This is a genomic window from Streptomyces caatingaensis (assembly GCF_001187435.1).
Classification (GTDB): Bacteria; Actinomycetota; Actinomycetes; order Streptomycetales; family Streptomycetaceae; genus Streptomyces; species Streptomyces caatingaensis.
In genome coordinates this window covers 15248-27278 of the sequence record NZ_LFXA01000002.1, presented here as the reverse complement: position 1 = coordinate 27278, position 12031 = coordinate 15248, and the positions used below count along the sequence as shown (strand labels likewise).

Below are 12031 nucleotides of genomic sequence, written 5' to 3'. Positions count from 1 at the left end.
CCGGGCGTGCGGCCCGGTGGGGCCTCACAGCCGTGGATCCACCGGCTCCGACTCCAGGGCCAGCACCGCGAACACGGCCTCGTGCACCCGCCACAGCGGCTCCCCCGCCGCCAGCCGGTCCAGCGCCTCCAGCCCCAGCGCGTACTCGCGCAGGGCCAGCGACCGCTTGTGCCCGAGGTGGCGGGCGCGCAGCCGGGCGAGGTTCTCCGGACGGGTGTACTCCGGGCCGTAGATCAGGCGCAGGTACTCCCGGCCGCGGCACTTGACGCCGGGCTGGACGAGACCGCCGTCGGCCTTGCGGACGTACGCCGCCAGCGGCTTGACGACCATGCCCTCGCCGCCGGCGGCCGTGAGGTCCAGCCACCACCGCGTGCCGGCGGCGACGGACGCCTCGTCCCCGGTGTCGACGACGAGGCGCCGGGTGGGCGCGAGGAGGCCCCGCGCGGCGTCGGCCGCGACGATCCGGTCGATCAGGGCGAGCTGTTCGTCGTGCGGGAGCGCGGCGAGGCTGCGGCCCTCGCAGGCCAGGATCTGGAAGGGCGCGAGCCGTATGCCGTCCAGCCCGTCCGCACCGCCGCCCGTCGGCCAGCAGTACCGCCGGTACGCCTCGGTGAACGCGTCGGCGTCGGCGGCCCGTTGGCGCTGCCCGGCCGGCAGGCCGCCCACGTCCACACCGCGGGCCGCGGTGGCCTCCAGCGCGGCGAGCGCGCCGGGGAGAACCGCCCGGGCGGCCGCGCCGACCGCGGCGTACTGGCGCCGGAGCAGCCCGCCGGCCTTGAGGGACCAGGGCATCAGCTCGGCGTCCAGCAGCACCCAGTCCGTGCCGAGCCCGCCCCAGAGGCCGGCCTCGCCGACGGCGTCGGACACCCGCTCCAGCAGGCTCCGGGCGACGGCTGCGTCGTCGAGGAACGGCCGTCCGGTACGGGTGAAGACCGCGCCGCGCGCGCCTTCGGGGACGTGGAAGCGCCCGGCGGCGACCGCCTCGTCGCGGCAGACGAGCAGCACGGCCCGCGAGCCCATGTGCTTCTCCTCGCAGACGACCTGGCGCACGCCCTCGGCGCGGTAGGCGGCGAACGCCTCCGCCGGGTGCTCCAGGTAGCCGTCCTCGCGGGAGGTGGCGCAGGGCGCCATGGTCGGCGGCAGGTACAGCAGGTGCCGCGGGTCGACGCCGAAGCGGCTCACGACCTCCAGGGCCGCCGCCGCGTTCTCCTCCCGCACGGCGAGCCGCCCCATGTGCCGGGTCTCGACGACGCGGCGCCCGGTGACGTCGGTGAGGTCGAGCGGGCGGCCGTCGGCGCCGCCGGGGGCCTCCTGGGCCAGGGGGCGCACCGGCTCGTACCAGACGCGGGCGGCCGGCACGTCCACGATCTCGCGCTCGGGCCAGCGGAGCGCCGTCAGCCGGCCGCCGAAGACGGCTCCGGTGTCGAGGCAGAGGGTGTTGTTGAGCCAGGTCGCGGACGGGACGGGGGTGTGGCCGTAGACGACGGCCGCGCTGCCCCGGTAGTCCTCGGCCCAGGGGTAGCGCACGGGCAGGCCGAACTCGTCGGTCTCGCCCGTCGTGTCGCCGTACAGCGCGTGCGAGCGGACGCGGCCGGAGGTGCGGCCGTGGTACTTCTCGGGCAGTCCCGCGTGGCAGACGACGAGCGCCCCGCCGTCGAGCACGTAGTGACTGACGAGCGAGCGGATGAACTCCCGGACCCGCTCGCGGAACTCGGGGGTCTCCCGCTCCAGCTGCTCCATGGTCTCGGCGAGGCCGTGGGTGAGCCGGACCTGGCGGCCGGAGAGGTGGCGGCCCAGCTTGTTCTCGTGGTTGCCGGGGACGCACAGGGCGTGCCCCGCGGTGACCATGCCCATGACCAGGCGCAGCACGCCGGGGCTGTCGGGGCCGCGGTCGACGAGGTCGCCGACGAAGACGGCGGTGCGGCCGTCGGGGTGCTCGGCGTCCACGGGGCGCCCGGCGTCGTCCCTCCGCAGGAGGTAGCCGAGCCGGGTGAGCAGGCTCTCCAGCTCCTCGCGGCAGCCGTGGACGTCGCCGACGATGTCGAACGGGCCGGTGAGGTGGCGCAGGTCGTTGTAGCGGCGCTCGCGGACGACCTCGGCGGCCTCGACCTGCTCGACGCCGCGCAGGACGTGCACGGTGCGGAAGCCCTCGCGCTCCAAGTGGCGCAGTGAGCGCTGCAGTTCGCGCCGGTGGCGCTGGATGACGCGGCGCGGGAGACCGGCCCGGTCGGGGCGGGCGGCGTTGCGCTCGGCGCAGACCTGCTCGGGGAGGTCGAGCACGATGGCGACGGGCAGGACGTCGTGCTCGCGGGCCAGCCGGACGAGCTGCTTGCGCGGCTCCGACTGGACGTTGGTGGCGTCGACGACGGTGAGCCGCCCGGCCGCGAGCCGCTTGCCGACGATGTAGTGGAGGAGGTCGAAGGCGTCCGGGGTCGCGCTCTGGTCGTTGGGGTCGTCGCTGACCATCCCGCGGCAGACGTCGGAGGAGACGGTCTCGGTCGGGGCGAAGTGCCGTGCGGCGAAGGTGGACTTGCCGGATCCGGTGGCACCGACGAGGACCACGAGGGAGAGGTCGGGGACGGCGAGGGCGCGGGTGGCCACGGTGGCGCTGTCTGCTGCGGTGCTCATGCCGCCTGCTCCTCCTTCGGGGTCGCGCCGGGCGGGGTCGCGCCGGTCGGGGGTGTGTCGGTCGGGGGTGTGTCGGTCGGGGGTGTGTCGGTCGGGGGTGTGTCGGTCGGGGGTGTGTCGGTCGGGGATGTCCCGGATGTTGACGTGTCGGTCGGGGAGGTGTCGGACGGGGACATCTCGATCGAGGACGTATCGATCGGCCCCTTGCCGGGCCCGGGGGAGTCCGCGGCGCGCCGGAAGACGGCCATCTGCGTGGGCGGGCCGACCTCGGGGTCGTCGGGGCCGACGGGCACGAACGCGACCGCGTAGCCGTACCGTTCGGCCACGGCGCCGGCCCAGGTGCGGAACTCCTCGCGGGTCCACTCGAAGCGGTGGTCCGCGTGGCGCGCGTGGCCCGCGGGGAGGCTCTCCCAGCGGACGTTGTACTCGACGTTGGGAGTGGTGACGACGACCGTGCCGGGGCGGGCGGCGCCGAACACCGCGTGCTCCAGGGCGGGCAGCCGCGGCAGGTCGACATGCTCGACGACCTCGCTGAGCACGGCGGCGTCGTAGCCGGCGAGCCGGCGGTCGGTGTAGACGAGCGAGCCCTGGACGAGCCGTACGCGGGCGGACTGCCGCTCGGACAGGCGGTCCAGCCGCAGCCGGCGCGCCGCCTCCTTGAGCGCCCGCGCCGAGACGTCGAGCCCGACGATCTCGGTGAACCGCGGCTCCTTGAGCAGCGCCCCGACCAACTGCCCCTGCCCGCAGCCGAGATCGAGCACCCGGGCGGCGCCGGCGTCCCGCAGCGCGTGCAGCACGGCCTCGCGCCGCCGGACGGCCAGCGGCACCGGCCTCTCCTCGGTGTCCACCGATTCGTCCACGGCGTTGTCGAACTCCTCGGGCTCCGCGCCGTCGGTCTCGGCGAGGCGCGCGATCGCCAGCCGCTCCAGCGCGTCGCGGGTCAGCGACCAGCGGCGTGCCAGGTAGCGGCTGGTGATCAGCTTCTGCTCCGGGTGCCCGGCCAGCCAGCCCTCGCCGGAGCGCAGGAGCTTGTCCACCTCGTCCGGGGCGACCCAGTAGTGCTTGGCGTCGTCCAGCACCGGCAGCAGCACATAGAGGTGGCGCAGCGACTCGGCGACCCGCACCTCGCCCTCCAACTCCAGCGCCACATAGCGCGATTCACCCCACTCGGGGAACCGGTCGTCCAGCGGGACGGGCCGCGCCGTCACCTTCCAGCCGAGCGGCGCGAAGAGCCGCTCGGCCAGCCCGGCGCCGCCGCGCGCGGGCACCGCGGGCAGCTCGACGCGCAACGGGCGCCGTCGCTCCGGCAGTTCGGGCCGGGCGTCGCACCGGCCCTTGAGCGCGCTGGAGAAGACCTGCGCCATCGCCACGGCCAGCAGCGAGGAGGCGGCGTACGGACGGTCGTTGACGTACTGCGCCAGCGCCGAATCCGGAGCGCCGCCGCGGCCCTTGCCCTTACCCCGGCGCACGAGGGCGACGGGGTCCACCTCCAGCAGCAGCGCGGCCGTGCAGCGCTCCGCCGTCGCCTCGGGGTAGAAGACATGGGCGGTGCCGTGGGAGGTGGAGAACCGCTGCGCCCGGTCGGGGTGTTTGTGCAGCAGGAACCCGAGGTCGGTCGCGGGGGCGCCGACGTGGCCGGTGGTGCTGATCGTCATGAACACCCGTCCGAGTATTCCTGCCCTCACCTCCCGTTTCCTACTGGTTTTCGACCGCTGCCGCCCTCCCGCGAGGGTCCGCGCGGCGGTACGACTGCGACGGTCCGATCACGACGGCACGACGCCCGCCGGCTCTCCGATCACGACGGCACGACGGCCGCCAGCTCGGCGATGCGGTCCGGCCCGACGCGGCAGCAGCCGCCGATCAGCCGGGCGCCCGCGGCCAGCCAGGCGTCCACCCGCCCCGGGTCGAAGGTGGAACGCCCTCGCCACCCCCGCGCCCGTTCGTCCCACCCCTCCCCGCTGTTCGGATAGACCACGACCGGCTTCCCGGTCACCCTCGCCGCCACCTCCACCGCCGCCGTGACGTCCTCCGGCGCACAGCAGTTGACGCCGACCGCGATCACCTGCTCGTCGTCCGCGGCGGGCGCGAACGCCTCCTCCAGCGGCTGCCCGGCCCGGGTCCGCGTGCCGGAGCAGCTGTACGTCAGCCACACCGGCACGCCGCACCCCCGCACGGCCCGCAGCAGCGCCCGCCCCTCCTCCGCGTCGGGCACCGTCTCCAGCGCCAGCACGTCCGGCCCGGCGGCGGCCAGGGCCTCGATCCGGGGCCGGTGGAACCGCTCCAGCTCCCCCTCCGGCACCCCGTACCGCCCGCGGTACTCGCTGCCGTCCGCGAGCATCGCCCCGTACGGCCCGACGGACGCGGCGACCCACACCTCCCGCTCCGCCGTCGCGGCCGCCGCGCGGGCCAGTTCGACGCTGCGCCGCAACAACTCCCCGGTCTCCGCCCGGCCCAGCCCCCGCCGGCCGAACCCCTCGAAGGTGGCCTGGTAGCTGGCGGTGATCAACACCCGTGCGCCGGCCCGGACGTACGCCATGTGGGCGCGCTCGATCTGCCCCGGGTCGTCCGCGAGCAGCCGCGCCGACCACAGCGCGTCGGTCAAGTCGCAGCCCTGCGCCTCCAGTTGGTTGGACATGCCGCCGTCCAGCACGAGCGGCCCCCGGTGCAGCGCCTCACCGAGCGGCGCCCGCGGAACGGGAACGGACGTCATGCGCTCCATACCTCCTTGCTCGCTCGCACCGGCCGCCGCTCAGCCCAGCTGGGACTGGACCTGGGAGGAGATCAACTCCAGGTGCTCCAGATCATCCAGGTCGAGGATCTGGAGGTACACCCGCGACGACCCGGTCTCGGCGTACCGGCCGATCTTGTCGACCACCTCGGCCGGGGAGCCGGCCAGCCCGTTCCGCTTCAGCTCGTCCACCTCACGGCCGATGGCCGCCGCCCGGCGGGCCACCTCCGCGTCGTCCCGCCCGACGCAGACGACCAGGGCGTTGGAGTACACCAGGTCGTCGGGCTTGCGCCCCGCCTCCTCGGCCGCGGCCCGCACCCGGCCGAACTGCCGCTCGCTGTCCTCCACCGACGCGAAGGGGATGTTGAACTCGTCGGCGTAGCGCGCGGCCAGCCGCGGCGTCCGGGTCGCCCCGAGGCCGCCGATGAGCACCGGCACCCGCTCCTGCGCCGGCTTCGGCAGCGCCGGCGAGTCGGCCAGCCGGTAGAACTTCCCGTCGAAGGAGAACGTCTCCCCGACCGGCGTCCCCCACAGCCCCGTGACGATCGCCAGTTGCTCCTCCAGCCGGCCGAACTTCTCCTTGGGGAAGGGGATTCCATAGGCGGTGTGCTCCTCGGCGTACCACCCGGCGCCCAGCCCCAGCTCGATCCGGCCGCCCGACATCCGGTCCACCTGGGCCACCTGGATGGCCAGCACACCCGGCAGCCGGAACGTGCCCGCGGTCATCAGCGTGCCCAGCCGGATGCGGCTGGTCTCCCGGGCGAGCCCGGCCAGGGTGATCCAGGCGTCGGTCGGGCCGGGCAGGCCGTCGGAGGAGCCCATGGCCAGGTAGTGGTCGGAACGGAAGAAGGCGTCGAAGCCGAGATCTTCGGTGGCCTTGGCCACGCGGAGCAGGGTGTCGTAGTCGGCGCCCTGCTGGGGCTCCGTGAAAATGCGCAGATCCATACCTCCCATCCTGCACGCTCATGCCGACCGATCCTGCACGCTCATTCGGACCGATCCTGCACGCCTATGCCAACCCGCCCGGTATGCCCGCGCCAACTCGCCCGGCGCGCTCATGCCGGCCTATCGGGCACGCCCATGCCAACCCGCCCGGCGCGCTCATGCCGACCCATCCGGCACACCCGCGCCTACCCGCCCGGTAAGCCCATGCCGGCCCATCGGGCACGCCCATGCCGGCTCCTCGGCACGCCCATGCCGCGCTATCGAACACACGTCAACCGCACACCCCCCGCCCCGCCGCTCCCGCCCCTGGCGGGTGAATATCGCCCGTCGCCGCCGAACGCCCCGGCACCGGCCAGTGTCCGGCGCGCACGGTGATCGTTGGCCTCGGCGGAGCCGGACCGCCCGGCCCGCGCACCGGTGCCCCCCGCCGGAGGCGATGACCGCAACGCCGCTCTCCCGGACCGGGAGGGCCCAGGGCCGAGGAGGCCAGATGCACCAGGAAGCCGTGCCCGACGAGGCAGTGCCCGCCCCGGCCGCTGCCCCGCAGCAGGGCGCGCCCAAGGGCCTGCTGCAACAGATGGAGGAGCTGATGGCAGCGCTGAACGCCGATCTGACACAGCTCGACGCAGACTTGCAGTCGTCCGCGGAGCGGCCTTCTCCTCTGCGCGACGACGCGGAGGGCTGATCCCTCGCGCTTCATGCGGCGCCTCCTCTCTCCCGCAGGGTGAGCCGTCTGAGCAGGCCGCTCACCCGGTCACCGGTCTCGTCGGCCGCGTCGATCGCCTCGATGCACTGCCAGTACAGGCCGTCCTCCTCACAGGCGCAGGCCACGCCCACCAGGGCGATTCCCACCTCGCCGAGGAGCACGCCGAGCCCGGTCAACGTGCCCCAGGGATCCCGGACTTCGGAGAGGCGGGCGGCCCGTAAGCCTCCGGCGCGCAGCGCGATCTGCCGCAGCGCGCCGGAGTTCCCCCCTCCCACCTCGCCGAGATGACCGGCGGCCGCCCGCGCCTCGAAGGGTCCGTGGACCGCGAGGTGTGCGCCGACGGCCTGGGCCAGAGCGTATGTCTGCCAGGCCTCGGCGACGACGTCCTCCATCGACCTCGCCCGCGCCAGGGCAAGTCGGGTGGCCTCGATCAACCGTAGTGCGTCCATGCCCGGTCCCCCAGTTCCCGCCGTTGCGCTCTCACTACTCAGAGTGATGGGTAACCGCCGGAAAAGCCAGGGGAATTCAGAAATCTGTGGATACCAAATGCGCTGTGGACAACTCGCTCACTCCGGAGAGTGACGATCCGGCGAACCCTGACCCTCCGGGTGCCGGTTCCCGGCTACCGGAAACCGTCGCTCGTTCCTCTCGATCTTGTCGGACAGTGCGGCGAGGGGATCGATGCCCAGCACACCGCAGAACTGCAGCAGGTAGGCCAGGACATCGGCGACCTCGTCCGTCACCCGCGCCGCCGCCGTCGCGTCCGCCATCACGCCGGCCGACTGCTCCGGCGTCAACCACTGGAAGATCTCCACGAGTTCGGCCGCCTCGACGCTGAGCGCCGAGGCCAGGTTCTTGGGCGTGTGGAAGGGCTGCCAGTCGCGGGCCGCGGCGAAGTCCGCCAGCCGACGTTGCAGGGCTGCGAGGTCCTCGGGCCCGCCGGGGCGCCCGTGGACCCCGGCAGCCTCCGCACCCTCGGGAGTTTCATGGTGGTTCGTCGTCATTCCCCCAGGTCTACCACGGCGGCCTCCGAGGCCTCAGCCGCCGCTCTCTCCGCTTCTCCGCTCACCGTTCCCACGAGCCTGATGTGTCCCCGCTCACACATCCGCACCGCGAGTTCCACCAACTTCCGTGCCTGGCGCGGGTCGAGGCACCGGTCGAAGCCGTCGGCGAGGACGGTCAGCGCCTGGCGCGCCGGCAGCACCTCGGCCGCCGCGTCCACGGCGAGCACACCGGGCCCGGTCAACAGGACCAGACACAGCCCCAGATAGCGCAGTTCGCCGTCGCCCAGCCGCTCCAGCGGCGTCGCCGGGCCCGCTCCCCGCGCGAGGACCGCCCGGACGAAACCACCGTCCAGCCCTTCCACCTCCAGCCCGGCGACCGGCCCGCGGCACCCCGCGTCCGCCGCCGTGACCAGGGCCGCGTGCCGGATGGCGCACTCGGTGCCGGTACGGCCCAGCACGGCGGCGACGTTGTCGCACGCCCCGCGCAGCCGCCCGTCCCGCGCCGCGGCCGGCGCCCGCATCAACTCGGGCCGGGGATCGCAGGCGAAGACCGAACGCAACGCCACCACCGCCTGCTCCGCCGCCTCGAGCACCAGCCGCTGTCCCGCCGTCTTGCCCGCCACCCGCAGCGGCAGCAGCGCGGTGCCCAGCCGGTCGTCGGGCAGGGGCGCCCGCGTCACGGGGACCGTCCCGGCCGTGTGCCACGCCGCCTCGACCGTCGGCAGCCCCGGGTCGCGCAGCGCCGTGGACAGCAGCGTCCGCCCCGCGCCCGTCAGCCGCTCGCCGACCACGCGCACCTCCGGCTCGGCCTGGACGGCCAGGTCCAGATGCACCGGACCCACCGGTCCCTCGACCGTGCAGCCGATCCGGAAGCCGCGCCTCCCTTGCGCGTCGGGCCGCGCCCGGTGCGGGACGCAGGCCACCGCGCCGCCCGCCGGGGCCAGCGCCTCGGCCAGCGTGCCACCGCCCGCGAGGCGCGCCAACACCTCGTAGGCCTGCAGCGCGCTGGACTTGCCGGTACCGCTCGCGCCCCGGAAGAACGTCAGCGGCCCCAGCGCGAAGGTGGCGTTGCGGTGCGACTTGAAGGCGGAGAGCCGCAGTTCGGTGACGACGGGGCGCGGGTGCCGGGGGGCGGGCCGGTGGGCGTCCGGTCGGGCACGGCGTACGTCCATGCCCGGACCGTACGGCCCGGCCGGTCAGCCAAACCGTTTCAGCTGATCATTCTTCCTACGATCGGAGTACGTGGCGGCGACCTCGGTCCCCTGGGGGGCGAGCAGGAAGACGTTGGTGTCCACCCGGTGCATGCCGCTGCCCAGCCCGAAGACGACACCGCTGGAGAAGTCCAGGACGCGCTTGGCCACGTCGGTGTCCGCGCTGGTGAGGTCCAGCAGGACGGGCACGCCGCCGATCAGGTGCTCCGCCACTTCGCGCGCGTCCGCGAAGAACTGCACCCGCAGGATGACGAGCTTGTGCTGGTTCGATGGCGTTTCCGGCTCCTCCTCGGGAAGCGACCGGTGGTTGGCCCAGGACGGCCAGGTGTGGTGACCGCGCAGGGGCACGACCTCGGCCAGTCCCTCCCACTGCTCGTCGGTGGCCTCTGACCTGTTCACCGGATCACCCCTCCGGGGAACGCGCTCGTTATGTACATCCGGCGATTCTAGGGAGCGACGCCCCCATTCGGCCCACTGACACGCACCGCGCCCGGATCGCGGGGATTCGTCCGATCCACCCCGTGCACAGCCGCCACTCAGCTCACTCCGGCCAGCCTGAGCAGGGCGGTGATGGTCGCGGCCACCACCACGACGACGAGGAACGACACGCCGCGCAGCGCGAGGACGACACCGGCGAGCACCCCGAGCGGCCGCGCCCAGCCCGCGAAGCCATGGCCTGTGGTGAGCGCCGACACCGCGGCCATGGCGCACAGCAGCGCGGTCGCCGAGGCCGAGAGCACCGTCTGGAACCGTGGGGAGAGATCGACGCGGCCGTGCACGAGCGGACCGCACCACCGCAGCAGATACGTGCCGACGGCCAGCAGCGCCACAGTCTGAACAGTCATCACGCGCGCCCCTCTTCGCGCCCGACGCCGGCACCCTCCGCGGTGCCGTCCGCCACGCCTTTATCCGCCGGACCTTCATTCGCTGCGCCTTCGTCCGTCGCGCCTTCCTCGGTCGCATCTTCAACCGCCGCGCCTTCACGGGCCAGGAGCAGCGGGCCGGACAGCGCCAGCAGCACCGGCAGCCCGGCCGGCAGGAAAGGCACGGTGGCCAGCGCCACCGCCGTGCCCGCCGACGCGGCCCGGCGGACGCCACGTTGACGCAGCGCTGGCAGCACCAGCGCCAGAAGCACCATGGGTTCGGCCGCGTCCAGCCCCAGCGCCCGCGCGTCACCGACCGTCCGGCCGACCAGGGCGCCGACCAGGGTTCCGGCGTTCCATGTGGCGAACAGCAGCACGCCGCAGGCGAGATACGCGGCCCTGCGCCGCCGGGGGTCGCGCTCGGCGCGGGCGAATGCGACGGACTGGTCGGTCAGCACGTGACTGCCCAGCAGCCGGGCGGGCCATCGCACATCGAGCACGTCCGCGACCGTCAGGCCGTAGGCGAGCAGGCGGGCGTTGAGCACGAGCCCCGCGGCGACCGCCGCCGCCGTGCCGCCTCCGCCGACCGCGATGTCGAACGTGGCGAACTGGGCACCACCCGCGAAAACCGCCAGGGACATGGCCACGGGCACCCAGAGCGGCTCCCCTGCCGTGACGGCGAGAGCGCCGAAGGAGGCTCCGACGATCCCCATGGCCAGGGCGACGGCGGCGATGTCGCGCAACAGAGAACGATCAAGTGTTCGGCACAACGAACGCATGGTCGGTAGAATGAACAGCGCACGCGCCGTTCGTCAAGGAGAACAGGTGAACCGACAGCGCGAACAAAAGCCGACGGCGTCGACCCCCAACCGGGCCCCGCTGGACCGCATCGCCGCCTCCCTCCGCAGGGAACGCGAACGCGCCGGCCTTTCGCTGACCGAGCTCGCCCGCCGCGCCGGCATCGCCAAATCGACGCTCTCCCAGCTCGAATCCGGCGGCGGCAACCCGAGCGTCGAAACACTCTGGGCACTGGGCGTCGCCCTGGACGTCCCGTTCAGCCGGCTCGTCGACCCGCCACGGCCGCGGGTGACGGTACTGCGCCTGGGCGAGGGGGCGGCGGTTCCGTCGGAGCGCGCGGACTACACCGCCACGCTGCTGGCCTCCTGCCCCCCTCACGCGCGCCGCGACCTGTATCTGCTCCAGGTCGAGCCGGGCTCCGCCCGCGAATCCGACCCCCACATGCCCGGCACGACCGAGCACGCGGTGGTCGCGGCGGGACGGGCCCTGATCGGCCCCCTCGACGCGCCCGTCGAACTGGGCCCGGGCGACTACATCGCCTACCCCGGCGACGCGCCGCACACCTGCCGGGCACTGGAGGCCGGGACGGTGATCGTTCTGGCGATGGAACACACCTGACGGGCCATCAAGGGCGGCCGCTCCGTCACGCCCCACCCGATCGAGGGAATACACCTAGCGTAGTTGCTCGATTACCATGAGTGCATGCCTCGGTGGAGTCACACGTTCGCGCGGACCGTCTCGCGTACGGTGACGGCCGCGCTGCTCTCCCTGCTGCTCGTCGTGTCGGGAGGCGTCACGGCCGCCGCGCTCGACGACGCCGGCGAGGAGAGCTCCTTCTCCACCGAGCTGTCCGTCTGCGACGACCGCGCGCCGGACGCCCTCGCGCCGGAGAGCCGCACGACTGGTGTGCCACACCGCTTCCCTGCCCGGGGTAGCGTCCCGGCTGTCCCGACACCACGGTCGCACCGTCCGCTCCTGCCTCCCGCCCTCCCCGCGCCCCCGCGGGCGGAGGGTGAACGGAACACCGTCCTGCGCTGCTGAGAGCGCCCGCGCCCGCCTCCCGTCCCCCTTGCCGGGCGGCGGCGCTTCCGCGTTCCCCGGACCACAGGCACGAGAGCAGAGAGACGATGCCCCTCGACCCGACGCGG

Annotated in this window: 13 protein-coding genes; 3 read left to right on the top strand and 10 right to left on the bottom strand. The window is 73.9% G+C overall.

What is annotated here, in order from left to right; translation table 11 throughout:
- Positions 1-24 precede the first annotated feature (24 nt).
- The 4 genes from AC230_RS00965 to AC230_RS00950 form a co-directional block, all read right to left on the bottom strand.
- On the bottom strand, positions 25-2628 hold the full coding sequence (locus AC230_RS00965) for a polynucleotide kinase-phosphatase (protein WP_049714007.1): 2604 nt from the start codon (positions 2626-2628) through the stop codon (positions 25-27).
- Positions 2625-4289, bottom strand: a complete 1665-nt coding sequence (locus AC230_RS00960) for a 3' terminal RNA ribose 2'-O-methyltransferase Hen1 (RefSeq protein WP_078870851.1) — start codon at positions 4287-4289, stop codon at positions 2625-2627. Before AC230_RS00960 ends, AC230_RS00965 begins: the two co-directional genes overlap by 4 nt.
- A gap of 134 nt (positions 4290-4423) precedes the next feature.
- Positions 4424-5338: a homocysteine S-methyltransferase gene (gene mmuM, locus AC230_RS00955; RefSeq protein WP_049714906.1), complete on the bottom strand. Its 915-nt coding sequence runs from the start codon at positions 5336-5338 to the stop codon at positions 4424-4426.
- 39 nt (positions 5339-5377) lie between these two features.
- Complete coding sequence (locus AC230_RS00950; RefSeq protein WP_049714006.1) at positions 5378-6301, bottom strand: LLM class F420-dependent oxidoreductase; 924 nt, start codon at positions 6299-6301, stop codon at positions 5378-5380.
- A 490-nt stretch (positions 6302-6791) separates the two neighbouring features.
- Between AC230_RS00950 and AC230_RS00945 the strand changes: the two genes are divergently transcribed.
- Positions 6792-6986 (top strand): hypothetical protein, encoded by a 195-nt coding sequence (locus AC230_RS00945; protein ID WP_049714005.1) that lies wholly within the window; start codon positions 6792-6794, stop codon positions 6984-6986.
- Positions 6987-6997: 11 nt separating this feature from the next.
- Here the strand turns inward: AC230_RS00945 and AC230_RS00940 are convergent, their stop codons facing one another.
- The 6 genes from AC230_RS00940 to AC230_RS00915 all read right to left on the bottom strand — a co-directional run bounded on the left by AC230_RS00940 (position 6998) and on the right by AC230_RS00915 (position 10828).
- On the bottom strand, positions 6998-7456 hold the full coding sequence (locus tag AC230_RS00940; protein WP_049714004.1) for a DUF6099 family protein: 459 nt from the start codon (positions 7454-7456) through the stop codon (positions 6998-7000).
- Between the two features lie 117 nt (positions 7457-7573).
- Positions 7574-8011, bottom strand: coding sequence for a nucleotide pyrophosphohydrolase (locus AC230_RS00935; protein WP_078870850.1), 438 nt, complete (start codon positions 8009-8011; stop codon positions 7574-7576).
- Positions 8008-9183 (bottom strand): AAA family ATPase, encoded by a 1176-nt coding sequence (locus AC230_RS00930; RefSeq protein WP_049714003.1) that lies wholly within the window; start codon positions 9181-9183, stop codon positions 8008-8010. Before AC230_RS00930 ends, AC230_RS00935 begins: the two co-directional genes overlap by 4 nt.
- A gap of 24 nt (positions 9184-9207) precedes the next feature.
- Positions 9208-9621 (bottom strand): cell division protein SepF, encoded by a 414-nt coding sequence (locus AC230_RS00925; protein ID WP_049714002.1) that lies wholly within the window; start codon positions 9619-9621, stop codon positions 9208-9210.
- Between the two features lie 137 nt (positions 9622-9758).
- The gene (locus tag AC230_RS00920; RefSeq protein ID WP_049714001.1) at positions 9759-10067 is read right to left on the bottom strand and encodes an AzlD domain-containing protein; all 309 of its coding nucleotides are present in this window, start codon (positions 10065-10067) and stop codon (positions 9759-9761) included.
- A complete protein-coding gene (locus AC230_RS00915) occupies positions 10067-10828 on the bottom strand; it encodes an AzlC family ABC transporter permease (protein ID WP_241833028.1) in 762 nt (253 codons plus the stop codon). Before AC230_RS00915 ends, AC230_RS00920 begins: the two co-directional genes overlap by 1 nt.
- Before the next feature lie 82 nt (positions 10829-10910).
- Here AC230_RS00915 and AC230_RS00910 point away from each other — a divergent pair, with 82 nt between their 5' ends.
- Both AC230_RS00910 and AC230_RS00905 read left to right on the top strand, forming a co-directional pair.
- Positions 10911-11501 (top strand): helix-turn-helix domain-containing protein, encoded by a 591-nt coding sequence (locus AC230_RS00910; protein WP_049713999.1) that lies wholly within the window; start codon positions 10911-10913, stop codon positions 11499-11501.
- 84 nt (positions 11502-11585) lie between these two features.
- Positions 11586-11924, top strand: a complete 339-nt coding sequence (locus tag AC230_RS00905; protein ID WP_157868471.1) for a hypothetical protein — start codon at positions 11586-11588, stop codon at positions 11922-11924.
- Positions 11925-12031: the final 107 nt, after the last annotated feature.

Coding starts and splice junctions, on each gene's coding strand:
- AC230_RS00965 (WP_049714007.1), bottom strand. CDS start 2,628: ATGAGCACCGCAGCAGACAGCGCCACCGTGGCCACCCGCGCCCTCGCC.
- AC230_RS00920 (WP_049714001.1), bottom strand. CDS start 10,067: ATGACTGTTCAGACTGTGGCGCTGCTGGCCGTCGGCACGTATCTGCTG.
- AC230_RS00935 (WP_078870850.1), bottom strand. CDS start 8,011: ATGACGACGAACCACCATGAAACTCCCGAGGGTGCGGAGGCTGCCGGG.
- AC230_RS00950 (WP_049714006.1), bottom strand. CDS start 6,301: ATGGATCTGCGCATTTTCACGGAGCCCCAGCAGGGCGCCGACTACGAC.
- AC230_RS00940 (WP_049714004.1), bottom strand. CDS start 7,456: ATGGACGCACTACGGTTGATCGAGGCCACCCGACTTGCCCTGGCGCGG.
- AC230_RS00930 (WP_049714003.1), bottom strand. CDS start 9,183: ATGGACGTACGCCGTGCCCGACCGGACGCCCACCGGCCCGCCCCCCGG.
- AC230_RS00945 (WP_049714005.1), top strand. CDS start 6,792: ATGCACCAGGAAGCCGTGCCCGACGAGGCAGTGCCCGCCCCGGCCGCT.
- AC230_RS00905 (WP_157868471.1), top strand. CDS start 11,586: ATGCCTCGGTGGAGTCACACGTTCGCGCGGACCGTCTCGCGTACGGTG.
- mmuM (WP_049714906.1), bottom strand. CDS start 5,338: ATGACGTCCGTTCCCGTTCCGCGGGCGCCGCTCGGTGAGGCGCTGCAC.